The sequence below is a fragment of the Bradyrhizobium sp. CCBAU 45394 genome, assembly GCF_028128655.1.
Classification (GTDB): Bacteria; Pseudomonadota; Alphaproteobacteria; order Rhizobiales; family Xanthobacteraceae; genus Bradyrhizobium; species Bradyrhizobium diazoefficiens.
This window is the reverse complement of the sequence record NZ_LBIX01000166.1, coordinates 95,099-120,201: the sequence shown is the minus strand read 5'-3', so window position 1 is coordinate 120,201 and position 25,103 is coordinate 95,099. Positions and strand designations below refer to the sequence as shown.

Sequence of the window (25,103 nt, the reverse complement as noted above, 5' to 3'; positions counted from 1 at the left end):
ATGCAAGCCCTGGCTCGTTCGCTCTCACCTCAATCGCAGACTTCTCTGGTCCGGCCCGCCATCACTGAGCTCGCATCAGCGGTGCCGGCGCGCTCTATTCTGCATCCCTTGCCGACAGGGCGGCATCCGGCAGCATTGCAAAAGATCTGGCCAGATGCTTGCGGCTTGGATGGTGTCGCCTCAACCTGCTTCCGGTCCGCATCCCGCTTCCTTGAGTCCTCGCGCCTGGCGACCGGCTTCTTCTCCTGGATCTTCTCGCACTCGTTGTCGTCACCGACGCGATAGCCTGCGCGGCAGGTGATCTTCACACATTGGTCTCCGTCGGCCTTGAAGCCGAAATTGCAGACGAGCGGACAGACCCGCCCCGGCTTCGCCTTCAGCGCATCGAGCGCGTCGACGCTCGCGAGTTTCACGTCGAGCTGGGTGCCGGCATATCTGTTGAACAGCGTCAGCGAGCGCTGCGACGTGGCGCTCCAGTCGCCATCGGCAGCGGCGGACAGGCAGCCGACGCGGCGCAGTTCGCTCTGCACGGATTTTGTCAGATCAGCTGCAGATAATGTGGAAGCCGGCGCCGGTGAAAGGGCTGCAACTTTTTGCTCGGCCTCTGGTATCAGACGATCAGCCGACGGCTTTGCGGCCTGCTCCGCCTTCTCGGCCGCCTGTTTGGCGGCGAGCTCGGCCTTGGCCTTCTCCGTCGCCTGCTTCTCGGCCAGCGCTTTCGCGGCCGCCGCCTCGGCGACCTTGCGCTGCTGCTCGGCGGCCTCGGCCCGCGCCTGTTCGATCTGCTTTTGCTTTTCCGCCGCGATGCGCGCCTCTTCGGCGGCCTTGGCCGCCGCGACCGCCTTCTCCTGCTCGGCCGTCTGGGCGCGCTCGGCAACGAGCCTTGTCTTCTCCTGCTCCGCCGCCTTCGCCTTCTGCTCGGCTGCCGCGCGCGTCTCCTCGGCGCCGATCTTGTTCAACTGGCCCTTGGCCAGATTCGCGTAGAAGCCCTCCGGATATTGCGCCAGGAATGCTTCCCAGCCGTCCCGCGTGCCGAGCTGAAGCGCGAGTTCATAGTCGCGCCTGAGCTCAGACTGCGGATTTGCCTGCGGACCGGTTGCGGCCGGCTTGGCAGGAACCAGCGGCACGTCATCGCCGCCCAGCGAGCCATACACAAAGGGTTCCTGCTTGTTCGCGGTGCTCCTCAGCACATCATCGCGCACGAAGCCGAAGGCCTTGCGCAGGTCCAGCCCAGGCTTTGGGAGGTGGTCTGCAAGCGCCGTGGCGAACGGGCTGTTTCTGGAATCTCCGTCGGACGCCGTCGATCCGGCCTTGGCCGCGAAGGCGATCATGGTGTTCGGGCTGGTCGGCTCGACCTTGGCGAGCCCGCGGCCGATCGCCCGAGAGGCGACCGTCCGCTTCATCGTCTTGGCGAAGGGGTTGTCGCGGCAGGCATCGAGGATGACGAGCCGAAGCTGTTTGGCAGGCTCGATGCTCACCAACACGCGATCGATAGGCAACGCCTCGTCGTAGACGTCGGTGTCGGTCTCAAGAGCTGCATCGGTCGGGATCAGGTAGTTGGTGCCGTCGACCTCGAGGCCGTGGCCTGCATAGTAGATGATCGCGACGTCGGCATCCCGCGTCCGCGCGCCGAACTCGCGCAGCGCCTTGCGCATTTCGGATGCGTTCAAGTCCTGCCTGATGTCGACCGTATCGAAGCCGGCCTTCTTCAACATGCCGCCGATCAAGCCGGCATCGCTCACCGGGTTGGCAAGCTTCGGCGCGCTCTTGTAGGCGGAATTGCCAATGACGAGCGCAACGCGCTTCTCGGCGAGTGCCGGGCCGCAGCCGAGGCAGCTTGCAAGAACAAAAAAAGCAAGAGCTCCGAGCCCGATGGCGGAAGTCCGAAAGTTATGCTTCGTCATCAGTTGCATATTTCGGCCGGCACTTTATAGGCGGGATTCGAAGGATGATTGGTCGTGCCGAGTCGGCAGCCCTTGGCAATCGGCCTGCATCCGGCGTTGTTGCAGATCATCTGCCCGGAGGACTGCGACTTCGGCGCCGTGGACTCCGCCTCCTTGCGGTCCTGGTCCCGCCTCCTCGAATCCTCCCGCGTCGCGACCGGCTTCTTCTCCGGGATCTTCTCGCATTCGTTGTCGTCGCCGACGCGATAGCCGGCGCGGCAGGTGATCTTCACACATTGATCGCCGTCGGCCTTGAAACCGAAATTGCACACCAGCGGACAGACCCGTCCCGGCTTCGCCTTGAGCGCATCGAGTGCGTCGACGCTGACGAGCTTCACGTCGAACTGGGTGCCGGCGTATTTGTTGAACAGGGTCATCGAACGTTGCGCGGCCGACGTCCACTCGCCCTCCGCAGCCGACGCAAGGCAGCCAACGCGGCGCAATTCGCTCTGCACTGATTTGGCGAGATCAGCCGCGGATAATGTTGAGGTCGGCTCAGGCGAAAGCGCGGCGACTTTCTGTTTCTCGACTTCGGGCATCTGCCGGTCGGCCGCCGGCTTTGCCGCCTGCTCCGCTTTCTCGGCGGCTTGCCTTGCGGCGAGTTCGGCCTTGACCTTCTCCGCCGCCTGCTTCTCGGCCAGCGCCTTCGCAGCCGCCGCTTCCGCTGCCTTGCGCTCGCGTTCGGCCGCTTCAGCCTTCGCCTGCTCGATCTCCTTCTTCTTTTCGGCCGCGATCCGTGCTTCCTCGGCGGCCTTGGCCGCCGCGGCCGCCCTTTCCTGCTCGGCCTTCTGAGCGCGCTCGGCAATGAGCCTTGTCTTCTCCTGCTCCGCCGCCTTGGCCTTTTGCTCGGCCGCCGCGCGCGTCTCTTCGGCGGCGATCTTGTTCAACTGGCCCTTGGCAAGGTTGGAATAGAATCCGTCGGGATATTGCGCCAGAAACGCTTCCCAGCCATCACGCGTGGCGAGCTGGAGCGCGAGCTCGTAGTCCCTGCGCACGGCATCCTGCGGATTGGCCTGTGGACCGGTCGCAATCGGGCGCGTCGGGACCAGCGGCACGTCGTCGCCGCCGAGCGAGCCGTAGACATAAGGCTCCTGCTTGTAGCTGGTAGCCTTGAGCACGTCATCGCGCACGAAGCCGAAGGCCTTGCGCAGATCAAGGCCCGGCTTCGGCAGGTGCTCGACCAACGCGGTGGCGAACGGGCTGTTTCGGGAGTCGCCGTCGGACGCGGTCGAGCCGGCCTTGGCCGCGAAGGCAATCATGGTGTTGGGACTGGTCGGCTCGACCTTGGCCAGGCCGCGTCCGATCGCGCGCGAGGCCAGCGTGCGCTTCATGGTCTTTGAGAAGGGGTTGTCGCGGCAGGCGTCGAGGATGATGAGACGGAGCTGCTTGGCCGGCTCGACCGCGAACAGCGCACGCTCGACCGGGATAGTCTCGTCGAGAACGTCGCCATCGGTCTCCAGTGTCGCATCCGTCGGAATGAGATAGTTGTTGCCGTCGAGCTCGATGCCGTGGCCGGCATAGTAGATCACCGCCATGTCCGCGTCGCGCGCCCTGCCGGCGAACTCTCGCAGCATGCGCCGCATCTCGCTGGCGCTGAGATCAAGCCTGACGTCCACGGAATCGAAGCCGGCTTTCTTGAACATGCCGCCAACCAAGGTGGCATCGTTCACGGGATTGCCGAGCTTCGGCGCGCTCTTGTAGGCGGAATTACCAATGATGAGCGCGACCCGCCGGTCGGCATGCGCCGGTCCGCAGGCTAGGCCCATCGCAAATATCAACAAAGCAAATAGCCGAAGCGGAATCACTTTGCGTCCCCCCGGATGCAATTCCATGAGACTATTCGGAGTATGGCCGAATGCCAATTCTTCCATATGTGACATTAGTCACACAGGGACTCAAACGACCTTCATGATCGAGCGGGGAGCGTCGCCCTTCCGGCGCGGTCAGACCGACGCCGGGCTGCGTTTGGGCCTGCTACACCTGCACCACCTCGTGCCGCATCACGAACGGCGCGAGCAGGGTGTGCACCTCGCCCGCGACCGCCTCGCGCTGGTCGGCCGGCAGGCCCGCCAGCGTCACGGTGGCGATCGAGCCGTGGCTGCCATGAGCGCCGACCCTGACCTTGCAGTCGATGCCGCGCGCAGCGAGCGGCGCCAGCACCTTCGTGAACACGCGCTCGGCCGCGTCCCAGCGCAGCTGCGGCTTGAACACCTTGCCGACCCCCGTGACCGGCATCGGATCGATCGGGATGACCTGCACCGGCACGGCGGCGCGCTCCGGCGTGCGCTCGCGCACCCACGCCTCAAGCTCGCCCGGCTCGACCTTGGCACCCGGTTTCAACTGCACGTAACCGACCGGCAGTTCGCCGGCATAGGCGTCGGGCTGGCCGACCACCGCGGCGAAGCCAACGGCGGGATGGCGGAACATGATCTCCTCGATCGGCGCCGGATCGATGTTGTGGCCGCCGCGGATGACGAGATCCTTGGCGCGACCGGTGATCCAGAGATAGCCGTCGGCGTCCAGCCGGCCGAGATCCCCGGAATTGACCCAGACCTCGTCGACGAAGGCGCCCTTGTTGTGCTCGTCGTTGAGATAGCCGCCGAACACGCCGGGCCCCGCCATGATCACGACACCGATCTCGTCCGGCGCGCAGTCGCGGATCAGGCGGCCGTCGGCATCGAGCTGCACGATGCGCACGCGCGCATAGGGCATGGGCAGGCCGACCGAGCCGAGCCGGATCGGCCGTGACGGATAAGCGAGCGTGTGCACGCTCGAGGTCTCAGTCATGCCGTAGACTTCGACCACCGGCAGCTTCAGTTTGTCCTGGATCGCCGAGCCGACGGCGACGGGGATCGCCGAGCCGCCGCCGGCAGCATATTTCAGGCTGGAGATGTCGGCATTGCCCGGCGGCACCGCCAGCGTTGCGGCGAGCACCGTCGGCACGCTCGACAGCGCCTCGGGCTTGAAGCGCTCGACGAGCCCCCAGATGTTCTTCACCGCATTCGGATTGCGCCAGCCGCTCGGCGACAGCACGACCAGCGAGCCGCCGCTCGACAGCGTCAGCAGCACCTGCGTCAGCGATCCGCCGACGTGAAACAACGGCATGCCGAACAACAGGTTGGCGCCGGGCTTGGGTTTCAGCAGCAGATTGAGCGCCCAGGCCTGGTAGACCTGGTTGGCATGGGTGTGCCGCACCAGCTTCGGCGTACCGGTGGTGCCGCCGGTATGGAAATAAGCGGCGATATCGCTGCCGAGAATCTTGCGTCCGCTGATCGGCCGATCGGACGGCTGCTGCTTGATCAAATCGTTGAAAGCAAACACGCCGTTCGCCGGGTCGCCGCCACCGAACACCTGTACGATCGCCTTGAGATGCTTGAGCTGCGGGCGGATCTGCTCGACCTTCTGCCAGATGTCGGTGCCGGGCATCGGCCCGAGCGCCACCAGGATCTTCGTGTTCGCGGCCTCCAGGATTTCCGCGATCTGGTGCGGCTCGAGCAGCGGATTGACGGGATTGGCGATGCCGGCAGCTTCCGCGCCGAACAGCGTCACGAAGGCGTCGGGCACCAGCGGCAGCATGAAGCTGATGACGTCGCCCTTCTCCGCGCCGAGCGCGTGAAACATGTTGGCGGCCTGCGTGACGCGCGCCACGAAGTCGCGGTACGTGACCACAACCGGCGTATCGGCCGGATCGGCGTTTTGCAGGAACTGGATCGCTGCGCCGTCGGGATTGCGCGCAGCACCTAACTTGATCGCGTCATAGGTGCTCTCGGCCGCGACGCGATCCGCGTAGGGGACCTGCTCGAAGGCCCGGACCTCTTCGTCAGTCGCCAGGTCCGGATAGTCGTTGCCAATCAGCCGATCGAGCGCGTGGATGCCCGCCATGGAATTCCGTCCTCCCTCAGGTGCATTTCCCCGCCTCCTGTCTTTTGACATTTTGGTCGGCGAGGCCTCGACCGATGGCCGGTCGAACGCCAACACAATGAGGGATGATTTGCCGTTCGTCCATTGCCTAACGGCTGCAGCGACAAGGCTCATCCAGACGGAATTTGAACCTCCGCGCCCGATCCGGGGACCAAGAACATGCACAGGATTCGCCTGCCAGCGTCCTGCCGCAAGACTTGAGGTCATCATGACTATGCCCCTGCGGGATCGCATCGGACGGCTTACTATTGCGCTCGCCATCGCAGCGGCGATCGCGCTGCCCCGCGCGGGGCTCGCCGAGGACAGCCAGCTCGACAAGATGCGCGCCAAGATCACGGCCTTCATCGCGGACAAGATGGAGAAGCTGGGCGGCTCGCGCATCATCTACAAGGTGGACACCGACGGCTTGCGCGAGAGCGTCGTCACGGATTTGCGCGACGACGTCTACAAGACGTTGCGCGAGGGCAAGATCGCCTTCTCCGGTCTTGCGATCCGCGACGGCGGCGTCGAATTGAAGATCGTGGACGCCAAGGGCCGCGAAGAGCTGAAGCGCAAGCTCGCCTCAGCCGCGGAGGGATTGCCATCGCATGCGCTCGCCATGACCGACGGTGGCGACGGACTGGTCCGGCTCGCGCCCACCGATGCCGCATCCGCCGCGCGGCTGCGCGATCTCGTCGAAGACGCCATCGCCATGATCGAGCAGCGCCTCAAGGATGCCGGCATCAGGCTCGCCAGCGTCCAGCCTGACGGCACGGACCGCATCCGCATCTTCCTGCCCGGCATGATGGAGCCCGAGCAGGTGACCAGGATCTTCGCCACCAAGGTCAAGGTCAGCCTCCGCCTGGTCGACCTCTCGATGCCGGCGGAGCAGGCCCAATCCGGTGCGCTGCCCGCGGGCACAGAAGTCCTGCTCGGTTTCAAGGACAAGCAGCCCTATCTGGTTGCCAAGGAGAGCGCGCTCGACGGCGACGACATCAGCTATGCCGGTCCCGGCTTTGCGAGCGGCACGAAGGACCCGATCGCCTCGTTCCGCTTCAACGGCCGCGGCACGCGGCGCTTCGCCCACATCACCGCAGAGAACGTCGGAAGACCCTTCGCTATCGTGCTCGACGACAGGGTGATCTCCGCTCCCGTGATCCGCGAGCCCATCACCGGCGGCTCGGGCCAGATCTCCGGCAATTTCACCCTGGAGGAAGCGAGCAGCGTCGCCATGATGCTGCGCGCCGGCTCGCTGCCGGGGCACCTCGGCCTGGTCGAGCAGCAGGTGATCCAGCCCGCCAGCAAGCCGTAAGGCGAAGATCGCCTCACGCCCCCTCGTCGGGGGCCTCAGGTCGGTCAACGGCGCCGAAGTCCGCGCCCCGGGGCCGAATCACAGGTCGCCACGGCGATACGCGCAACCAACGGGCAATTGCCGAAACGCACGATCAGGCTAAAATTTGCCTCTTGCGGCATGACGGCCGAAGGCTCCATTCAAGCGGTCGTCATTCGATTTCGGCTATACGAATACCGACCAGGACTGAAGGCCTTACGCGGGGTTAGTACCATGCCGTCCGGCAGCGCAGACATTTCGTCGATCCTCGACCGCATTCTCGATGCGGCGACGGACAACCTCAGGATCGCGAAGATCCTGGTCCAGATGGGCCTCGATCCCAACAACGTCACCTACGACGCGATCTTCAATCGGATGCTGGAGATCTTTGTCCAAAACATCACCCTGGCCAATCTGTTCGCCGCGGTAGGCGCCGGCTTCTTCGTCGCCACCCTCCTGATGCGGACCATGGTGCCCCTGCGCGTCGCCAACATGGTCGGCTGTGCATTCTTCGCCGTGTTCGGCGCGCTCTCCGCCAACGTCTCGACCTTCCTGCTCTATCTGCTGCTGCTTCCGATCAACGCTCTTCGCCTGCGGCAGATGCTCAAGCTGGTCAAGAAGGCGCGACATGCGGCCGAAGGCGACATGTCGATCGAGTGGCTCAAGCCGTTCATGACCGAGCGCAAATATCGCCGCGGCGACACGCTGTTCAAACTGGGCGATCCGGCCAAGGAGATGCTCCTTACGGTCACCGGAAAATTCCTGGTCAAGGAGATCAATGTCGAGATCGGGCCCGGAGCTCTCATGGGAGAGCTCGGCTTCCTGACGCCGGACAACCGGCGCACCGGAACGATCGAATGCGTCGAAGACGGCCAGGTGTTGACGATCACCTATGACCGGCTGCTCGAGATCTACTTCCAGGATCCGCAGTTCGGCTACTACTTCCTGGTGCTGACCAGCCAGCGCCTCCTGCAAAACATCGATCGCTTGCAGAAGCAGCTCGCCACGGAACGGGCGGCGACGACGAACAGGATCGCGTGACCGCCGCTCAGCTCAGCAGCAGCGCCATGCCGGGATCGCCCTTCTCCATCGCGCGCCGGTAGGCCGGCCGCGCACCGATGCGGCCGAGATATTTCACCACGTTCGGACAACGCTGGAGATCATAGGGCTGGAAGTAGCGCATCGTGGTCAGCGAAAAGCCCATCATGATGTCGGCGGTGGTGAAGGTGTTGCCGGCGAGATATTCGGCGTCACGAACCCGCGCGTCGACCAGATCGAAGGCGCGGTCGACGCGCCCTCTGGTCGCGACCAGCATCGGATTGTCCTCGGCGGGCCTGAGCCGGTTCAGGATCATCAAGCGGCCCATGCCGGCTTGCAGCGTGCCGTTGGCGAAGTGAAACCAGTACAAAAACTGCGCAAAATCAGGGTCGTCCGGGCGGAGCACGAGGCGCCCATTGCCGTATCTGGCCATGATGTAATCGACGATCGCGCCGGATTCGGCGAGCACGAGATCGCCGTCGGTGATGACGGGCGCCGCTCCGATCGGGTGCAGCGCCTTGTAGTCGGGAGGCGCCAGCATGGTGACGGAATCGCGAGCGTAGCGCTTGAGCTCATAGGGGATTTCGAGCTCCTCGCACAGCCAGACGATGCGCTCGGACTGCGACTTGCCGAGATGATGGACGGTGAGCATGGCGCCTCCTGCGGCCGTGGGATGGATCGTGATGCCGCGTTATAGCATCGCCGTCACCCTTCGAGGCTCCGCTTTGCGATGCGTGCGCATCGCAAGCCTCGCGCCTCCAGCGACAACCGCTTCGCGGTTGCGCGGGGATGACGGGATTGCGAGCAACGCGTTTGGGAAAGCCCTACCCCGCCTCGTCCGCCACCATCCGCGTCACGACACGGTCGCCGCGGATGAAGTGGTGCCAGAGAGCGGCGACGACGTGAACCGCGATCAGGGCGAGCAGCACATAGGCAAAGAGGATGTGGCGGTCCTCATAGGCGTTCGCCGCCGCACGGTCGGGAGAAGTGAATTGCGGCACGTGAAACAGGCCGAAGAAGTCCGAACAATCGGGCGCGTGCGCGCCGGAATGCGCCCAGCCGAGCATGATGACCGCGATCACGGCGAGATACAGCGCGCCATGGCTGATGCGGGCGGCCAGCCTCTGCCAGGGCTGGCTGTCGGCCGGCAACGCCGGCGTCGGGTTGACGACGCGCCAGACCAGGCGCAGCCCCGTGAGCAGCAGGATCACATAGCCGATATCGGCATGGATCGAGCGGTAGAAGAAACGGTCGGGCCGCGCCGGGATGTGGTTCATCCACCAGCCGAAGCCGATCATACCGATGATCGTCAGCGCCAAAATCCAGTGCAGCCAGCGGGAAACGCTGCCCCAGCCGTTACTGGTGTTTCTGATCATGTCGGCTCCCCGGAATTCTGCGGATATGTCCCCGTCCGCAGTGCAACACCCGTGCTGATAGCGGGAACATGCGGCAATCGCGAAATTGAATCGTTCAAAATTGGCCCCAGGTGCCACCGCCGCAAAACCGCCCCAAAAACCGAATGGTAACCAAGACGCTTTAAGGTAACGACGTGACCAATTCCCCGACGATCCTGGTGTTCGATTCCGGCCTTGGCGGGCTCACGGTGCTCCGTGAGGTCGTGGCCGCGCGCCCGGACGCGCATTACGTCTACGTCGCCGACGACGCCTTCTTCCCCTACGGCCACCACAGCGAGGACGAGATCATCGCCCGCGTCGTGCCGCTGATGGGGGAGCTGATCGGCACCCATGATCCGGACCTCGTCGTCATCGCCTGCAACACGGCGTCCACCCTGGTCCTATCGCACCTGCGCGCCGCTTATTCCCTGCCCTTCGTCGGCACGGTGCCGGCGATCAAGCCGGCCTGTGCGCAGTCGAAGAGCCGGCGGGTCTCGGTGCTCGGCACCAAGGGCACGGTGAAGCGCGAATACACCAAGGCGCTGATCCGCGACTTCGCGCAGGGATGCGAGGTGACGCTGGTCGGCTCGCCCGAACTCGCCTCGCTCGCCGAGCGCGCACTCGGCGGCCATCCGATCAGCGACGACGACATCCTCGCCGAGCTCACCCCCTGCTTCGTCGGCGATGCCGCCGACGCAGGCGCGCGTACCGACACGGTGGTGCTGGCCTGCACGCATTATCCGCTCCTGCTCGACCGGCTGACCAGGCTCGCGCCCTGGCCGGTGGACTGGATCGACCCGGCACCCGCCATCGCCCGCCGCGTATCGGATCTGCTCGGCCCGGCTATCGGCATCATGCAGTCCGGCGCCGAGATGATCTTCACCTCGAACCGTGTGCATGACCTTTCGGCCACGCTGACGCCGTTCTTCGGCGGCCGCGCGCTGGCCTGACTTTCCGCGCCAACGACGCGCTGCTAGGCTTCGCCGTCGTCATCTCCGCGCAGGTTTTCTCATGTCGGTCCAGACCACGCCGCTCAACCGTCTCCGCCAATTGTGGCGCGAGGGCCGCCCCGCCTTCGGCGCCATCGCGACCATCCCGAGCGTGCAGACCGTGCAGATCATGGCGCGCTCGCTCGACTGGATCATCGTCGATCTCGAGCACGGGCCGATCGGCCTCACCGAAGCGCATGCGATGATCGCCGCCACGACCGGCACGCCGTGCACGCCGCTGGTGCGGATCGCGGCGAACGAACCGTGGCTTGCGAAAGCGCCGATGGACATCGGCGCCTTCGGCATCAATTTTCCGATGATCACGAACCGCAGCGAGGCGGAGAAAGCGGTGCGCAGCGTGCGCTATCCGCCGCGCGGCGATCGTCTCTGGGGTCCCTTCCACGCGCCATTCCGCTGGGGACAGTCGATGCCGGACTACATGGCCGGCGCCGACGACGAGATGATCTGCATGATCACCATCGAGCATGTCGACGCCGTCGACCGCATCGACGAGATCATGGCCACGCCTGGCATCGACGTCGCGGTGATCGGCCCCGGCGATCTCGCCACCTCCATCAACAAGCGCGGCCAGATGGACGATCCGGAGCTCTTGGAGCTGGTCGCGCGCGCCGAGGCCGGCATCCTCAGAAGCGGCGTGCCGATCGGCGGCGTCGCCCGCACCGCCGACCAGGCCAACGCCCTGGTCGACCGTGGCTACCGCGCCATCGCGCTCGGCTTCGACTGGTCGCTGTTCCAGCGCGGCATCATGGCGGCGTTCGAGGGCATCAGGCGCTGAACAGGCCGATTGCCACCTTGCCGGGAACTGCCGCGCTGCTAGGGTCGGCCCTTCCAGGGAGGAAATAATGCTCAAAAAGACTTTGCTCGCTCTGTCCTTCGCAGGCCTTGCCTTTGCGGCCTTCGCCCAGCAGCCCGCCATCAAGCGCACCCCACTCCAGAAGACCGATTTCCCGGACGGCTACACGACCCTGACCGCCATCGCCGAAGTGCCGCCCGGCGGCGCCGCTGGCCGTCACACCCATCCCGGGATCGAGACCGGCTATGTGCTGGAAGGCGAGGCCGATCTCCTCGTCGAAGGCCAGCCTGACAAGCACCTGAAGGTCGGCGATTCCTATCTGATCCCGGCCGGCGTCGTCCACGACGCCAAGACCCACGGCGATAAATCATTGAAAATCATTGGTATTTACGTCTACGACAAGACCAAGCCGCTGGCGACGCCAGCCCCCTGATGCGGCGAACCGACCGACCCTAAGCGGGTTGGTTCGTGCTAGAGCACGCGGCGAGCGGGCGACCCGCTCGCTGCACATATTTTAGTCCGCAGGAACCGAAAGACCCATGCGCGGGACACCCAAGACCATTTCGCTGCCGCGCCGCCTGATCTGCGACCTGATGCGCGCGTCGATGGACGTGCCCTTCGTCTCGCTGTCCCGTTCGCTCAATATCCGCCCCCTGCTGGAGGCGCGCTCGGGCGCGATGGCGCCCGCCGGCTGGGCGGCGATGTTCGTCAAGGCCTTCGCCCTGGTCGCCAGGGACGAGCCGATTCTGCGCACGGTCTACGCCAAATGGCCTTGGCCGATGCTCTACGAGCTGCCGAAGAGCGTCGCGCTGGTCGCCATCGCGCGGGTCGAGGACGGCGAGGAATGCGTGCTGCCGCAGCGAATCGCAGCCCCGGAGGCTCTTTCCCTAGCCGCGGTCGATGCCGAGATCCGGCGCGGCAAGACGGCGCCGATCAACGACGTTCCCATGTTCCGCAAGATCATGCGGGCGACCCGCCTGCCGCTGCCGCTGCGGCGGCTGTCCTGGGCCATCGGGCTCAATTTCGGCCGGCAGCGGGGCAACTGGTTCGGCAGCTTCGCGGTGAGCTCGGTGGCCGCCTATGGCGGCGGCGAGCTGCATCCCGTCACGCCCGGCCCCTTCATCGTCAGCTATGGGGCGGTCGAGCCCGACCAGACCATCCATGTCGTGATCCGCTGGGACCACCGGGTCACCGACGCCGCCCCCATCGCCCGGGTCCTGACCCGGCTGGAACAGGTCCTTAACACTGAAATCGCTGCCGAATTGCGGGCGGCCGGCCCGAAGCCGATCCGGGTGGTCGGGACGTGACCGCGCAGCGGTCATCCCGGGGCGGTGCGATAGCACCGAGCCCGGGATCATGAGATTCCGGTTCGCTCTTTGAGCGCCCCGGAATGACGGCTAAAGAATTGACAGCGAACCCCAAACTCCCCTAAAAGCCGCCTGCTCGCGGGCCGATTTCGGCCCGCGAAGCGTTTCGCGACCCGTGGTCCTATCCCTTAAGCTTTGGGGATCGGACCTGTCGGTGCCGGGCTTTGGCCTGTCACACAGGAGGGCGCGTTTCCTCAAACCATGCAACCGAAGAGGACGCGATGACTAAGCGCAGTGAGGCGAAGTACAAGATCGATCGCCGTATGGGCCAGAACATCTGGGGCCGCCCGAAGAGCCCCGTGAACCGCCGCGAGTACGGCCCCGGCCAGCACGGCCAGCGCCGCAAGGGCAAGCTCTCCGACTTCGGCGTGCAGCTGCGCGCCAAGCAGAAGCTGAAGGGCTATTACGCCAACATTTCCGAGCGCCAGTTCCACGGCATCTATGTCGAGGCGAGCCGCCTCAAGGGTGACACCGGCGAGAACCTGATCGGCCTCCTGGAGCGTCGTCTCGACGCGGTCGTGTACCGCGCCAAGTTCGTCTCGACGATCTTCGCCGCGCGCCAGTTCATCAACCACGGCCACATCAAGGTGAACGGCCGCAAGGTCAACATCTCGAGCTACCAGCTCAAGGTCGGCGACGTGGTCGAGGTCAAGGAAGCCTCCAAGCAGCTCGCCCACGTGCTCGAAGCCAGCCAGCTCCCCGAGCGCGACACCCCCGACTATCTCGACGTCGACCACGGCAAGATGACCGCGAAGTACATTCGCATCCCCGGCCTCTCCGACGTGCCGTTCCCGGTGCAGATGGAGCCGCATCTGGTCGTCGAATTCTATTCGCGCTGATAACTCGGCACACCAACGTTCAAAGGCCCCGGTTTTCCGGGGCCTTTTTGTTTGGTAGCATGCCATCGATGTCTCGGATGGCCGGCCAGTTCGCCAACATTATGCCTTCGGCAATGCTGACTGAAGCGGCGATTCGAGCGTGGGCGGCCCTCTCCCGCGACCAGCAGGTCTGCCGATATCGGGGGCTGTTCGCTCATCCCGATTGCAATATGTTCACAGCGGACACGCCAGACGACATCCTTCTTGCCGCGCGACACCGCGTCGCTCAACGTTCCCGTGGCTGAGAAACGATGCACGCAGTACGTCGCAATTGTTCGACTAGATGAAATGACGAGACCAGCCATGCTCTACACCCCGCCCCCGATCGATCCCAAGGCGCCGCCGGTGCGCATCAATCTGCTGTCGGACACCCAGACCAAGCCGACGGCTGCGATGCGCGAGGCGATGGCGCGCGCCGAGGTCGGCGACGAGCAGGTCGGCGACGATCCGACCGTGAACGCGCTGTGCGAGCGCGTTGCGGATCTGCTCGGCAAGGAGGCCGCCGTGTACATGCCCTCGGGCACGATGTGCAACGTCACCGCGACGCTGGTGCATTGCCGGCCCGGCGACGAGATTCTCGCGCACGAGACCGCGCACATCATCGCCCGTGAGGGCGGCGCGCATGCCGCGATCGGCGGCTTCCAGGTTACGCAGCTCAAGGGCGCCGACGGCCAGTTCACGCCGGAGACGTTCCGGAAAGCTCTGCACCCGCGCACGCGCTACCAGCCGCCGCAGACCGTCGTCAGCGTCGAGCAGACCGCCAATATCGGCGGCGGCACGATCTGGAAGAAGGCCGCACTCGACGAGATCGTCGAGATCGCCAGGCAGCACGGCCTCGTCACCCACATGGACGGCGCGCGGCTGCTCAACGCCACGGTGGCGAGCGGCATTTCTCCGCGCGACATGACCGCTGGCTGGGATTCGGCCTGGATCGACTTCTCCAAGGGCCTAGGCGCGCCGATCGGCGGTGTGCTCGCGGGCTCGCGCGCCTTCATCGACGCGGTCTGGCAGTGGAAGCAGCGCCTCGGCGGCTCGATGCGGCAGGCCGGAATCTGCGCCGCCGCCTGCATCTACGCGCTAGACCACCACGTCGATCGCCTTGCCGACGATCATGCCAATGCGCGCGCACTCGCCCGCGGACTGTCGCAGATCGCAGGCATCGAGGTGCAGGAGCCCGAGACCAACCTCGTGTTCTTCAAGCCCGATGGCGCCGGCGTCCCCGGCGACAAGATGGTCGCCGCACTGCGCCAGCGCGGCGTGACGCTCGCGATGATGGACGGCCGCATCCGCGCCTGCACGCATCTCGACGTCAATGCGAGCCAGATCGAGGAAACGATCGGATACGTGCGCGAGATCGTGCGCGGGGCGTAAGTCCCGTAGCCCGCGATCAGCGCCCCATCGCCTGATAGATCAGCGTCTTCAGCGCCAGCTGGATCCGGCCGCGCTGCGACGGGGTCTGCACCATGAATATCCCGAACAGATCGTCTTCGGGATCGATGAAGAAGAAGGTGCCGCCGACGCCGTCCCAGCGATATTCGCCGAGTGGCCATGACGTACCCGCCGGCACGGACGTGCGCACCGCAAAGCCGAGGCCGTAGCCGGAGGACGCGCCCGGATAATAGTTCTGGTCGCGCGCGATTCTGGTCTCCGGTCCGATATGGTCCGACGCCATCAGCGCAATGGTCTCGGGCTTGAGATAGCGCCGGCCGTCATAGGTGCCGCCGTTCAGCAGCATCTGCGCGAAACGGGCGTAGTCGCCGACGGTGCCAACCATCCCGCCACCGCCCGACTCCCAGGTCGCCGGCCGCCTGATATCGCGGACCTGCGTCGTCGGATTGATGTTGCGGTCCTCCGGCATCGGCTCGGCAATGCGGGGAAACTTGGCGGGATCGGCGACGAAGAATGCCGTCTCGGTCATGCCGAGCGGACCCAGCAGCCGCTCCCTCTCGAACTGGAGCAGCGTCTTTCCCGAGATCACCTCGACGACGCGTCCGAGCACGTCGGTGGAAAAGCCGTAATCCCACACCGTGCCCGGCTGCTCGACCAGCGGCAGCGTGGCGATCTTCGCGGCGAAGTCGGCATTGCTGAGATTGCGGTTGAAGAGCTTCGCCTCGGCATAGAGCTCGCGCACCGCGCCGCCGCCGTAATAGCCATAAGGCAGTCCGGAGGTGTGACGCATCAGATCCTTGATCGTCACCGGACGATCGAGCGGCTCCAGCGCCAGCCCGACCTTGCCGTCCTCGGCTTTCTTTTCGACGCCGACCTTCATGCCGGCAAAGGCCGGAATGTATTTTGAAACGGGATCGTCGAGCGCGAGCTTGCCCTCCTCGACCAGCATCATCGCCATCACGGAGGTGATCGGCTTCGACATCGAATAGAGGCGGAAGATCGTGTCCGCGCTCATCGAGATCTCGGTCGCGACGTCGCGGACGCCAAAATTCTCGTAATAGACCGGCTTGCCATGCTGCTGGAGCAGCAGGATCGCGCCGGGTATCTTGCCGGTCGCGACCTCGTTGCGGATGTAGTCGGAGACTTTTGCCAAGCCTTCAGGCGAGAGGCTGTGCGCGGGGCGCCCCTCGTAGCCTGCTCTCGCGCCGACCACACCGACCAGAACGACGAGCGCCGCGATCAGCGCGCGGCGCCCGGTCATGTCACTTCTCCATGGCTTCATAAACCAACTGCTTCAGTGTCCGCTGCACGCGCTGGCGCTCGGTCGGGGTCTGCTCCAGCAGCACGAAGAACATGTCCTGCTTGGGGTCGACCACGAAATAGCAGCCCGAGGCGCCGTCCCACTTCAATTCCCCGAGATCGCCGGGCGGCGGCGGCTTGGCATTGCCGGGGTCGGTGCGGACCGCAAGGCCGAGGCCGAAGCCAAAACCGTCGCCGGGGAAGTAGAAATAGTCGCGGTCCACTCCGGAGCCCGGGCCGACCTGATCGGTCGTCATCAGCTTGAACGTCTCGGGCTTGAGAATGGTCTTGCCGTCGAGGCTGCCGCCATTGAGCAGCATCTGCGCAAAGCGCTCGTAATCGGCCATGGTCGTCACCATGCCGCCGCTGGCGAACTGGATCTTCATGACCACCGTCGGATCGTTGATGCGGCCGACCCGGAAATCGGCATCGTTCGGCACCGGCTGCGCCAGAAGCTTCTGCTTCTCGGGGGCCGTGACGAAGAAGCCGGTATCGACCATGCCGAGCGGATCGAGCAGTTTCTCCCGCTCGATCTCGATGAGCGGCTTGCCGGCCGCGATCTCCATCACGCGCGCCAGGATGTCGGTGGAGTGGCCGTATTGCCAGAGCGCGCCCGGCTGGTTGTGCAGCGGCAGTTTCGCGATGCGCTCGGCGAACTCGGCGAGGTCGAAATCGCCGGCATAGATGTTGGCGTCGCGATAGGCCTTGCGGACCAGGCTGTCGCCATAGAAGCCATAGGTGATGCCGGAGGTATGGCGCATCAAATCGAGCACCGTGATCGGCCGCGTGGGCGGCACCAGCTCAAGCGACTTGGTGCCGTCGTCGGCCTTCTTCTCGACGCCGACCTTCACATTGGCGAAGGACGGGATGTATTTCGAGACAGGATCGTCGAGCTTGATCTTGCCGTCCTCGATCAGTCGCACCGCGACGACGGACGTGATCGCCTTGCTCATCGAGAACAGGCGGAAAATCGTCTTGTCGGTGATCGGCGCCTTGCTGACCACGTCCTGCACGCCGAAGGCTTCGTGATAGACCGGCTTGCCGTGCTGCTGGATCAGCACGGTTGCGCCGGCGATCTTGCCGGTCGCGACCTCGTTCTTGAAGAACTCGCCGATCTTCGCGAGCTTGTCCTGGTTGAAATGCGCGCCGGCCGGAATCTCGTAGGTGCCTTCTGCCCGTGCGAACGACATCGCGCCAAGCGACATCAGCGCGCCGCAGGCGAGCGCACGCAGTCCAGACTGTGAAATCATATCCCCTCCCCGGAACATGGCTGGACGGAGTGTACTGACGGCGTCGTCAGGCACAAGGGCTGCTGTGTCGTGCTAGCGCCTCGGCATGGAGCCTGGCGCTCGGCTCGGCGAAGCAGCAGAACACCACGCGCGCAACGGATGGCGCGGCAGGGAGCGCCTCGATCGTCGTGCGCACGGCGATCTCCGCCGCCCGGTCGGCGGGAAAGCGGAAAATGCCGGTCGAAATCGCGGGAAATGCCACCGAGGTCAGCTTGTGCTTCCCGCACAGCTCCATCGAACGGCGATAGCAGGAGGCGAGCAGACCGTCTTCGTCCAGCGTGCCGCCATTCCAAACCGGACCAACGGTATGGATCACGTGCGCGGCCTTGAGCCGATAGCCCATGGTGATCTTGGCGTTGCCCGTCTTGCAGCCGTGGAGCATCCGGCATTCGGCGACCAGATCGGGCCCGGCGGCCCGATGGATCGCCCCATCGACGCCGCCCCCGCCAAGGAGCGACGTGTTGGCGGCGTTGACGATGGCGTCAACGCTCAGTGTGGTGATGTCAGCGACAATGACCTCGAACTCCGCGCCACCAATCCGGCGCGTCAGCTGGGTCACGTATTAGGCCGCAACCGCGACGCCCTTCTCGGAGAGGAGCTGCTGCAATTCGCCGGCCTGGAACATCTCGCGGACAATGTCGCAGCCGCCGACGAATTCGCCCTTCACATAGAGCTGTGGAATGGTCGGCCAGTTCGAGAAGGTCTTGATGCCGTTACGCAGTTCTGCGGATTCGAGGACGTTGAGGCCCTTATAGCCAACGCCGAGGTGGTCGAGGATCTGCACGACCTGGCCGGAGAAACCGCACTGCGGAAATTGCGGCGTGCCCTTCATGAACAGAACCACGTCGTTCGACTTCACTTCGTTGGCGATGAATTCCTCGATGCTCATATCCATGTCCTTCTGGGGCGGAGCCCTCAACAACCACTCCGGGCCGGCTCAGCCGATTTAACCCGATACCTTCCTATATATGTAGCCCAAACCGTTGTGCATCCAAAGTAAAATGGGGGGAAAAGGCCCTGGGCGAGCGGCCTGGGCAGGCCCGAAGCCATTGCATGATGACACGAATATCATCACCGGGGAGGACTTTCATACCGTAACGGAGCCCCTATCTAGGACGAACCTTGGTTTTGGAACCGGGCAACGCCAACAACGTTCTCTTGTCCTGTCTGGAGAAAAACGTGACGAAACAAGCTTCCGCTACGGCCCCCGCCCCGCTTTCGTCACCGTCCTCCGCCCCAGGCAAGCTCGCCCAGCGGCTTCAGGACGCCTTTCTCGCCGTCCGCAACGAGACCGAGCGCCGGGCCGCGCCGCTGTCGCCCGAGGACCAGCAGATCCAGTCCATGCCGGATGCGAGCCCCGCGAAATGGCACCGGGCCCACACCACCTGGTTCTGGGAGCAGTTTTTGCTCGGCGAGCATTGCCAGGGCTATCAGCCCTTCCACCCCGATTTCGCCTTCCTGTTCAATTCCTATTACGTCAGCGCCGGCCCCCGTCATGCCCGGAATCACCGCGGAGACATCACCCGGCCCGGTGCCAGCGAGGTCGGCGCCTATCGCAGATACGTTGATGCGGCGGTCGTCAAATTCTTCCGCGAGGCCGGTGAGGACAAGCTCCGTGCCATCGCGCCACTGGTCGAGGTCGGGCTCAATCACGAGCAGCAGCATCAGGAATTGATGTTCACCGACATCCTGCACGCCTTTGCGCAGAATCCGGTCTATCCGGCCTACGATCCGGACTGGCGCTTTCCATCCGCGACGCGCACCGGCGATGACTGGTTGATCCTCAACGAAGGCATCCACACCGTCGGCCATGTCGACGACAGTTTTCATTTCGACAATGAGAAGCCGGCGCATCGCGCCCTCGTCGGTCCGGTCAAGATCGCACGCAATCTCGTCACCAATGGCGAATGGCTCGCCTTCATGCGCGACGGTGGCTACGCGAACGCAACGCTCTGGCTGATGGACGGCTTTGCTGTGGTCAGCAAGGAAGACTGGCAGGCGCCGGGCCATTGGCGCGAGGTCGATGGCGCCTGGCAGGCGATGACGCTCGCCGGCCTCAAGCCGGTCGATCCCGACGCGCCGGTCTGCCACGTCAGCTACTACGAGGCCGACGCGTTCGCGCGCTGGGCCGGAAAACATCTGCCGACCGAGATGGAGTGGGAGGTCGCTGCGCGCGCCGGCCAACTCAACGATGCCTTCGGCATCGTCTGGCAGTGGACACGGTCGTCCTACTCGCCCTACCCCGGCTACCGCGCCATCGAAGGCGCGCTCGGCGAATACAACGGCAAGTTCATGGTCAACCAGCTGGTGCTGCGCGGGTCCTCGCTTGCAACCCCGGAGGGGCATAGCCGTATTACTTATCGCAACTTCTTCTATCCGCACCACCGCTGGCAATTCACGGGACTGCGGCTCGCCGATTACAACTAGTTCTCATCCGACGATCAATGCGCGCCGGACAGCGCGTTCAGGAGAGTATCATGAATGTGCACGCCAGCGCTTTGGCCGAAGCCCATCTTCCCGACGAGCAGACCACCGCTTTCGCCCGCGAGGCCATCCAGGACCTCTCGCAGCAGCCGAAAAAGCTGTCGCCGAAATACTTCTACGACGCGACCGGCTCGGAGCTGTTCGAGGCGATCACGCGTCTGCCGGAATATTATCCGACGCGCACCGAGCTATCGATCCTGAAGGAGCGCGGCAGCGAGATCGCGAAGATCATTCCGGAGCATGCGGCGCTGGTCGAGTTCGGCGCCGGCGCGACCACGAAGGTCCGCCTGCTGCTGAACCACTGCCAATTCGCCGCCTATGTCCCCGTCGATATCTCCGGCGACTTCTTGAACGCGCAGGCGAACGGCCTGAAGCGGGACTTCCCCTCGCTCGGCATCTATCCGGTGGCGGCCGACTTCACCACGCCGTTCGAGCTGCCAAAGGCGGTCGCATCGATGCCCAAGGTCGGCTTCTTCCCGGGCTCGACCATCGGCAATTTCGAGCCGCATGAGGCGCAGGCTTTTCTGAAGAGCGCGCGCCAGATCCTGGGCAAGGGCGCGCAGATGATCATCGGCGCCGACCTCGAGAAGGACGAGCGCGTGCTCCACGACGCCTACAACGATGCGGCCGGCGTCACCGCGCGCTTCAACCTCAATGTGCTGGTGCGGATCAACCGCGAGCTCGGCGGCAATTTCGACCTCTCCGCCTTCACCCATCGCGCCATCTACAATCGCGAGCGGCACCGCATCGAGATGCACCTGATCAGCAAGAAGAACCAGACCGTGCGCCTGCTCGGCACCAGCTTCTCGTTCCGCCCCGGTGAGAGCATCCACACCGAAAACAGCTACAAATACAGCCTCGAGCGCTTCGCTGCGCTGGCCCACGGCGCCGGCTGGCGGGTGCGCGAGAGCTGGACGGATGCGGCGAAGATGTTCTCGGTGCATGCGCTGCAGGTTGCGGATTAAACGCTCTCACCGCTTCCCCCGGACAGCCGGCCTGAGGGCCTATTCAATATAAGCGGTTTCCCTGCGGCGCATCCTTCGAGACGCCCGCCTTCGGGCGGGCTCCTCAGGATGAGGACCGAGTGCGCGGCAGCAGTTTCAAGGAGCACCGAGGCCGATTAGCCTCATCCTGAGGAGATCGCGGAGCGGTCGTCTCGAAGGACGAGGCGCGCGCTCGGACCGCTCCACGAGGCCACGTACGACGCCCTCCGGCCTGCCGTGCTTCAGTGCTCCTCGGCCTCTTCGGGCTTCGATCCCAGCGACACCGATTCCCACACCGCGACCACAATCATGATCACCGTGGTCGCGACCGACAGCCATAGCGGCGAGAGCTCCGCCGCGAACCACCACAGCGCCGCGAGCAGGATGATGCCGATGCCGTGCGAGAGCTGGAGGAAGCCGCGGATCGCGTGCTTGAACAGGATGGTACCGACCAGGAACACCAGCGGGCCGCCGATCGTGCTCACGATGGTGCGGACGTCGGAATGGCCGGTCGGATGCTTCAGCACCAGTTCGTCCGACACCGCGGTCAGGATTATGCCGGCGACGATCGGCATGTGCAGATAGGTGTAGGCGAGCCGCGCCAGCCGGCCGGATTCTGCGGATTTCGAGATGCGCTCGGAGCCGGCCTCCGCGCCCTTGTGGAAATAGATCCACCACATCGCGATGGCGCCGGTGAGCGCCGAGACGAAGGCCAGGATGTTGTCCGCGGTCCACTCCAACTCGGCAAAGGTCGCGCCGTTGACGACGACGGCCTCGCCGAGCGCGATGATGATGAAGCCGGCGCAGCGCTCGGCCATGTGGCCGCCCTCGACGGCCCAGGCTTCGACCGAGGAGAATCCCAGCTTCGGCACCCAGAATCGCACGGCGGGCGAGACGTATTCGATCGAGAGCGCCACGATCCAGAACCATAGCCTCTCCTCCCCGTGCGCGAGGCCGCCGAGAATCCAGAAGATCGCGGAGCCGGAGAGCCAGACCAGGATGCGGATCGCGTTGTGCCGCACTTCCGTGCGGTGGCGCGGGGTTGCGAACAGCCAGAACGCGGTGCGTCCGACCTGCATGGTTGCGTAGGCGATCGCGAACCAGAGACCGCGGCCATCGAAGGCGGTCGGGATCGTCGTCGACAGCACGAGGCCGCCCAGCATCATCAGGAAGATCAGGATTCGGACCGGCGTCAGATCGGGATTGAGCCAGTTGGTGACCCAGGCGGTGTAGACCCACACCCACCACACCGCCAGGAACAGCAGCGTGACCTCGACGGCGCCGAGCGGCGTGAAATGGTGCAGCAGCGTGTGCGACACCTGCGTGACGGCAAAGACGAAGACGAGATCGAAGAACAGCTCGGCATTGGTGACGCGGCTGGGCTGGTTCGGCAGGATGACGCGAAACATCGCGCCGCGCGGATTGTCCGCAGCCATCATCGGTTCCCGCTGCGATCAGGTCAGGTGCCGGGTACCCCGGTTTGCAGCGCCAGCGCATGCAGTACGCCGCCCATCTGGCCGCGCAGGGACTGATAGACGATCTGGTGCTGCTGGACGCGGGACTTGCCGCGGAAGGATTCCGAGATCACGGTCGCGGCATAGTGGTCGCCATCGCCGGCGAGGTCACGGATCGTCACCTCGGCATCGGGGATCGCTGCCTTGATCATCGCCTCGATATCGTGGGCGTCCATGGGCATTCGGGTCTTGCTCCTTATCTCGGCTGAGATCAGCCTCGTCGTCGAATCGCTGCCGGGGTCCCCGGACCGGCAGGGCCAAACTTAGCGTGAACGGCCTTCTACGTCACGCACTCAGGCACTATATCCCTGATCCCATCAGGATAAAGGCACGACAAAGTGCCGCGCGCGGCAGATTGATCGAAAAGGCGTGAAATCATGAAGCTTCCAGGGCCCGACCACCCCATCACCATCACCCCAAACCCGAAGCGCGTCCGCGTCACGGCGGGCGACATCGTGATCGCCGAGACCAGCAAGGCGCTGACGCTGAAGGAGGCCAAATATCCGGCGGTGCAATATGTACCGCGACAGGATGCCAACATGACGCTGCTGGAGCGCACCGACCGTGTCACCCATTGCCCCTACAAGGGCGACGCGAGCTATTACAGCATCAAGGCCGACGGCAAGACGCTCGACAACGCGATCTGGACCTATGAAACGCCCTTCCCCGCGATGACGGAGATTTCCGGCCACCTCGCCTTCTATCCGGACAAGGTGAAGATCGAGGAAGTGGGGTAGTCTGGAGGCGGCGTCATTCCGGGGCGCGTCGCAGACGCGAACCCGGAATCTCGAGATTCCGGGTTCGGTCCTGCGGACCGCCCCGGAATGACATATCTAGCTACGCCCTGAAGATCGTGAGCCCCAATATCAGCAGCACCAGGAAGATCACGACGAAGACGTAGAACAGAAAGCGGGCGATGTCGGCGGAGGCGGCCGAGATGCCGGTGAAGCCGAGCACGCCAGCCACGATCGAGACCAAGAGAAAGATCAGCGCCCATTTCAGGATCGTCATCGCCAACTCCGACTTGGGCGCCGCACCGCGGCCCTCCAATGCGCGGATGCTAACTTCGCTGCACGGAACTGGTTCCTAACGGCACAGCAGGGTCAAGGCGCAGCACAGACTGCCCTTGCTGAATCGGGTTCCCGGCGGCACAGTCTGGCCGGGACAGGAGCAAGACCGGGGCGGCCATGATGACGATGTCACATTCAGCGACGATCGGTGCGGAGGCTCACGCCGCGCCGAAGAGCAAGACGCGCAATGTGTCGCTCGATCGCGCCCGCACCTTCCTGACACTGGTGGTGCTGCTGCATCACGCGGTGATCCCCTATACTTATTTCGGTCATACCGATCCGAAGTACTTCTTCGGCTTCGACATGATCGTGCTCGCCACCGACAGTTTCTTCATGGCGATGTTCTTCTTCCTGTCGGGACTGTTCGCCTGGTCTGGTATCGCCCGGAAGGGAGCGCGGAGCTATTTGGCAGATCGCCTGCTTCGGCTGGGCTTACCCTTCGCGATCTGCGCCCTTACGGTCATTCCGCTCGCCTATTACGCGATCTCCCTGCGGCACCATCCCGAGATCGGCTTTTCGGAGTTCTGGTGGAATATGGTCACGAAGGGCCCGTGGCCGAGCGGGCCGATCTGGTTCCTTTGGGTCTTGTTCGCCTTCGACCTGGTTGCCTGCCTGTTGCACCGGCTGTCGCCCAATCTGCTCGATCCGATCAATCGCCTCTCGCTATATGGTCGCCGTCGGCCCGCCGTGTTCTTCGCGGTTATGCTTGCCGTCACCGCGGCGTTCTACATTCCCGGGCGGGTTCACTTCGGAGCAGGCAGTTGGTTCGAGTTCGGGCCGTTCTCGGTCCAGCACGGGCGCGTGATGCTCTACGCGACCTATTTCTTTTTCGGTGCCGGCATCGGCGTTGCGCAAATGGATCGCGGGCTGCTCGCTGCAGACGGCCGGATGGCGAGGGTCAGCTGGGACTGGATGGTACTGGCGATCGTTCCCTATTGCCTCTTGTGGGTGCTGATCTTCATCAAGCGCGAAATCCTGGGCAACCCGTCGCCGTTGCCGGACTGGTATGAAGCGCTCTATGCCATCTGCTTCACTGTCTTCAGCGTCGCCATCATGTTTCTGATCCTGGCCTTTTTCCAGAGGTTCAAGCAATCAGGCTCAGCCAAGCTGCTCGATCCAATGCAGAGCGACGCGTACGGCATGTTCCTGGTGCACTATCCGATCGCACTGTGGCTGCAATACTGGCTGTTCGACTATGACCTGCCGGCGGTCGTCAAGGCCACGCTCGGGTTTGTACTGACAGTCGCGGCGAGCTGGGCGCTGACGCGAGCATTGCGGCAGATCCCGGGCGCGACGAAGGTGCTTTGAGGAAACGGCACCGGCCTCCTATCGTCATTCCGAGCGCAGCGAAGCAATCCATCTCACCGCAGGCAGCAGTGTGGATTGCTTCGTCGCCTCGCTCCTCGCAATGACGGGGAGATG

At 64.5% G+C, this 25,103-nt stretch carries 24 protein-coding genes; 12 read left to right on the top strand and 12 right to left on the bottom strand.

Features of this window, described 5'->3' with window-relative positions; all coding sequences use genetic code 11:
• Positions 1–29 precede the first annotated feature (29 nt).
• From WN73_RS23615 to WN73_RS23605, 3 genes are all read right to left on the bottom strand, one after another.
• Positions 30–1,904 (bottom strand): caspase family protein, encoded by a 1,875-nt coding sequence (locus tag WN73_RS23615; RefSeq protein WP_271555090.1) that lies wholly within the window; start codon positions 1,902–1,904, stop codon positions 30–32.
• The gene (locus WN73_RS23610; protein WP_049832480.1) at positions 1,904–3,709 is read right to left on the bottom strand and encodes a caspase family protein; all 1,806 of its coding nucleotides are present in this window, start codon (positions 3,707–3,709) and stop codon (positions 1,904–1,906) included. The genes WN73_RS23615 and WN73_RS23610 overlap by 1 nt, the downstream gene beginning before the upstream one ends.
• 208 nt (positions 3,710–3,917) lie before the next feature.
• A complete protein-coding gene (locus WN73_RS23605; protein ID WP_028173386.1) occupies positions 3,918–5,825 on the bottom strand; it encodes an acyl-CoA synthetase in 1,908 nt (635 codons plus the stop codon).
• Between the two features lie 247 nt (positions 5,826–6,072).
• Here WN73_RS23605 and WN73_RS23600 point away from each other — a divergent pair, with 247 nt between their 5' ends.
• Both WN73_RS23600 and WN73_RS23595 read left to right on the top strand, forming a co-directional pair.
• Positions 6,073–7,155 (top strand): SecDF P1 head subdomain-containing protein, encoded by a 1,083-nt coding sequence (locus WN73_RS23600; protein ID WP_028173385.1) that lies wholly within the window; start codon positions 6,073–6,075, stop codon positions 7,153–7,155.
• Positions 7,156–7,407: 252 nt separating this feature from the next.
• Positions 7,408–8,214 (top strand): Crp/Fnr family transcriptional regulator, encoded by an 807-nt coding sequence (locus WN73_RS23595; RefSeq protein WP_028173384.1) that lies wholly within the window; start codon positions 7,408–7,410, stop codon positions 8,212–8,214.
• A gap of 7 nt (positions 8,215–8,221) precedes the next feature.
• On the opposite strand, the gene WN73_RS23590 is transcribed toward WN73_RS23595, so the two are convergent.
• Complete coding sequence (locus WN73_RS23590) at positions 8,222–8,863, bottom strand: glutathione S-transferase family protein (RefSeq protein WP_110116521.1); 642 nt, start codon at positions 8,861–8,863, stop codon at positions 8,222–8,224.
• A 172-nt stretch (positions 8,864–9,035) separates the two neighbouring features.
• Positions 9,036–9,587, bottom strand: coding sequence for a cytochrome b (locus WN73_RS23585; protein ID WP_271555085.1), 552 nt, complete (start codon positions 9,585–9,587; stop codon positions 9,036–9,038).
• Positions 9,588–9,760: 173 nt separating this feature from the next.
• Between WN73_RS23585 and murI the strand changes: the two genes are divergently transcribed.
• The 6 genes from murI (at position 9,761) to WN73_RS23555 (ending at position 15,024) form a co-directional block, all read left to right on the top strand.
• Positions 9,761–10,555 (top strand): glutamate racemase, encoded by a 795-nt coding sequence (murI, locus tag WN73_RS23580; protein ID WP_271555083.1) that lies wholly within the window; start codon positions 9,761–9,763, stop codon positions 10,553–10,555.
• A gap of 61 nt (positions 10,556–10,616) precedes the next feature.
• Positions 10,617–11,390 carry an HpcH/HpaI aldolase family protein gene (locus WN73_RS23575; RefSeq protein ID WP_161534371.1) on the top strand — a complete coding sequence of 258 codons (774 nt, stop codon included), beginning with the start codon at positions 10,617–10,619 and terminating at the stop codon, positions 11,388–11,390.
• Positions 11,391–11,457: 67 nt separating this feature from the next.
• Positions 11,458–11,841 carry a cupin domain-containing protein gene (locus WN73_RS23570; RefSeq protein ID WP_060908139.1) on the top strand — a complete coding sequence of 128 codons (384 nt, stop codon included), beginning with the start codon at positions 11,458–11,460 and terminating at the stop codon, positions 11,839–11,841.
• A 106-nt stretch (positions 11,842–11,947) separates the two neighbouring features.
• Complete coding sequence (locus WN73_RS23565; protein WP_211434180.1) at positions 11,948–12,715, top strand: acyltransferase; 768 nt, start codon at positions 11,948–11,950, stop codon at positions 12,713–12,715.
• Positions 12,716–12,996: 281 nt separating this feature from the next.
• Positions 12,997–13,614 carry a 30S ribosomal protein S4 gene (gene rpsD, locus WN73_RS23560; protein ID WP_011088452.1) on the top strand — a complete coding sequence of 206 codons (618 nt, stop codon included), beginning with the start codon at positions 12,997–12,999 and terminating at the stop codon, positions 13,612–13,614.
• Positions 13,615–13,956: 342 nt separating this feature from the next.
• On the top strand, positions 13,957–15,024 hold the full coding sequence (locus tag WN73_RS23555; protein WP_028173379.1) for a threonine aldolase family protein: 1,068 nt from the start codon (positions 13,957–13,959) through the stop codon (positions 15,022–15,024).
• Positions 15,025–15,040: 16 nt separating this feature from the next.
• Here the strand turns inward: WN73_RS23555 and WN73_RS23550 are convergent, their stop codons facing one another.
• The 4 genes from WN73_RS23550 to grxD are packed head-to-tail and all read right to left on the bottom strand — an operon-like array spanning position 15,041 to position 18,519.
• Positions 15,041–16,303 (bottom strand): serine hydrolase domain-containing protein, encoded by a 1,263-nt coding sequence (locus WN73_RS23550; RefSeq protein WP_271555079.1) that lies wholly within the window; start codon positions 16,301–16,303, stop codon positions 15,041–15,043.
• A 1-nt stretch (position 16,304) separates the two neighbouring features.
• The gene (locus WN73_RS23545) at positions 16,305–17,591 is read right to left on the bottom strand and encodes a serine hydrolase domain-containing protein (RefSeq protein WP_271555077.1); all 1,287 of its coding nucleotides are present in this window, start codon (positions 17,589–17,591) and stop codon (positions 16,305–16,307) included.
• 46 nt (positions 17,592–17,637) lie between these two features.
• Entirely contained in the window at positions 17,638–18,189 is a 552-nt protein-coding gene (locus WN73_RS23540; RefSeq protein ID WP_060908142.1) for an O-acetyl-ADP-ribose deacetylase, read from the bottom strand.
• Between the two features lie 3 nt (positions 18,190–18,192).
• A complete protein-coding gene (grxD, locus tag WN73_RS23535) occupies positions 18,193–18,519 on the bottom strand; it encodes a Grx4 family monothiol glutaredoxin (protein ID WP_027548651.1) in 327 nt (108 codons plus the stop codon).
• A 239-nt stretch (positions 18,520–18,758) separates the two neighbouring features.
• On the opposite strand from grxD, the gene egtB reads away from it, so the two are divergent.
• Both egtB and egtD read left to right on the top strand, forming a co-directional pair.
• Entirely contained in the window at positions 18,759–20,057 is a 1,299-nt protein-coding gene (gene egtB, locus WN73_RS23530) for an ergothioneine biosynthesis protein EgtB (protein WP_271555123.1), read from the top strand.
• 50 nt (positions 20,058–20,107) lie between these two features.
• Complete coding sequence (egtD, locus tag WN73_RS23525) at positions 20,108–21,079, top strand: L-histidine N(alpha)-methyltransferase (RefSeq protein WP_271555071.1); 972 nt, start codon at positions 20,108–20,110, stop codon at positions 21,077–21,079.
• A 260-nt stretch (positions 21,080–21,339) separates the two neighbouring features.
• Here the strand turns inward: egtD and WN73_RS23520 are convergent, their stop codons facing one another.
• Both WN73_RS23520 and WN73_RS23515 read right to left on the bottom strand, forming a co-directional pair.
• Positions 21,340–22,533 carry a low temperature requirement protein A gene (locus tag WN73_RS23520; RefSeq protein ID WP_028173373.1) on the bottom strand — a complete coding sequence of 398 codons (1,194 nt, stop codon included), beginning with the start codon at positions 22,531–22,533 and terminating at the stop codon, positions 21,340–21,342.
• 23 nt (positions 22,534–22,556) lie between these two features.
• On the bottom strand, positions 22,557–22,793 hold the full coding sequence (locus WN73_RS23515; RefSeq protein ID WP_011088461.1) for a BolA family protein: 237 nt from the start codon (positions 22,791–22,793) through the stop codon (positions 22,557–22,559).
• 195 nt (positions 22,794–22,988) lie between these two features.
• Between WN73_RS23515 and WN73_RS23510 the strand changes: the two genes are divergently transcribed.
• On the top strand, positions 22,989–23,348 hold the full coding sequence (locus WN73_RS23510) for a DUF427 domain-containing protein (protein ID WP_028173372.1): 360 nt from the start codon (positions 22,989–22,991) through the stop codon (positions 23,346–23,348).
• A 100-nt stretch (positions 23,349–23,448) separates the two neighbouring features.
• Here WN73_RS23510 and WN73_RS23505 read toward each other — a convergent pair whose 3' ends face one another.
• A complete protein-coding gene (locus WN73_RS23505; protein WP_007612121.1) occupies positions 23,449–23,622 on the bottom strand; it encodes a DUF1328 domain-containing protein in 174 nt (57 codons plus the stop codon).
• Between the two features lie 176 nt (positions 23,623–23,798).
• Between WN73_RS23505 and WN73_RS23500 the strand changes: the two genes are divergently transcribed.
• Positions 23,799–24,989 (top strand): acyltransferase family protein, encoded by a 1,191-nt coding sequence (locus WN73_RS23500; protein WP_271555070.1) that lies wholly within the window; start codon positions 23,799–23,801, stop codon positions 24,987–24,989.
• The last annotated feature ends 114 nt before the right edge of the window (positions 24,990–25,103 follow it).

Bases quoted from the DNA above. Each gene is read 5' to 3' on its own strand.
- WN73_RS23615 (WP_271555090.1), bottom strand. From the start codon at position 1,904: ATGACGAAGCATAACTTTCGGACTTCCGCCATCGGGCTCGGAGCTCTT.
- WN73_RS23610 (WP_049832480.1), bottom strand. From the start codon at position 3,709: ATGGGCCTAGCCTGCGGACCGGCGCATGCCGACCGGCGGGTCGCGCTC.
- WN73_RS23605 (WP_028173386.1), bottom strand. From the start codon at position 5,825: ATGGCGGGCATCCACGCGCTCGATCGGCTGATTGGCAACGACTATCCG.
- WN73_RS23600 (WP_028173385.1), top strand. From the start codon at position 6,073: ATGACTATGCCCCTGCGGGATCGCATCGGACGGCTTACTATTGCGCTC.
- WN73_RS23595 (WP_028173384.1), top strand. From the start codon at position 7,408: ATGCCGTCCGGCAGCGCAGACATTTCGTCGATCCTCGACCGCATTCTC.
- WN73_RS23590 (WP_110116521.1), bottom strand. From the start codon at position 8,863: ATGCTCACCGTCCATCATCTCGGCAAGTCGCAGTCCGAGCGCATCGTC.
- WN73_RS23585 (WP_271555085.1), bottom strand. From the start codon at position 9,587: ATGATCAGAAACACCAGTAACGGCTGGGGCAGCGTTTCCCGCTGGCTG.
- WN73_RS23575 (WP_161534371.1), top strand. From the start codon at position 10,617: ATGTCGGTCCAGACCACGCCGCTCAACCGTCTCCGCCAATTGTGGCGC.
- WN73_RS23570 (WP_060908139.1), top strand. From the start codon at position 11,458: ATGCTCAAAAAGACTTTGCTCGCTCTGTCCTTCGCAGGCCTTGCCTTT.
- WN73_RS23565 (WP_211434180.1), top strand. From the start codon at position 11,948: ATGCGCGGGACACCCAAGACCATTTCGCTGCCGCGCCGCCTGATCTGC.
- rpsD (WP_011088452.1), top strand. From the start codon at position 12,997: ATGACTAAGCGCAGTGAGGCGAAGTACAAGATCGATCGCCGTATGGGC.
- WN73_RS23555 (WP_028173379.1), top strand. From the start codon at position 13,957: ATGCTCTACACCCCGCCCCCGATCGATCCCAAGGCGCCGCCGGTGCGC.
- WN73_RS23550 (WP_271555079.1), bottom strand. From the start codon at position 16,303: ATGACCGGGCGCCGCGCGCTGATCGCGGCGCTCGTCGTTCTGGTCGGT.
- WN73_RS23545 (WP_271555077.1), bottom strand. From the start codon at position 17,591: ATGATTTCACAGTCTGGACTGCGTGCGCTCGCCTGCGGCGCGCTGATG.
- grxD (WP_027548651.1), bottom strand. From the start codon at position 18,519: ATGAGCATCGAGGAATTCATCGCCAACGAAGTGAAGTCGAACGACGTG.
- egtD (WP_271555071.1), top strand. From the start codon at position 20,108: ATGAATGTGCACGCCAGCGCTTTGGCCGAAGCCCATCTTCCCGACGAG.
- WN73_RS23520 (WP_028173373.1), bottom strand. From the start codon at position 22,533: ATGGCTGCGGACAATCCGCGCGGCGCGATGTTTCGCGTCATCCTGCCG.
- WN73_RS23515 (WP_011088461.1), bottom strand. From the start codon at position 22,793: ATGCCCATGGACGCCCACGATATCGAGGCGATGATCAAGGCAGCGATC.
- WN73_RS23510 (WP_028173372.1), top strand. From the start codon at position 22,989: ATGAAGCTTCCAGGGCCCGACCACCCCATCACCATCACCCCAAACCCG.
- WN73_RS23505 (WP_007612121.1), bottom strand. From the start codon at position 23,622: ATGACGATCCTGAAATGGGCGCTGATCTTTCTCTTGGTCTCGATCGTG.
- WN73_RS23500 (WP_271555070.1), top strand. From the start codon at position 23,799: ATGATGACGATGTCACATTCAGCGACGATCGGTGCGGAGGCTCACGCC.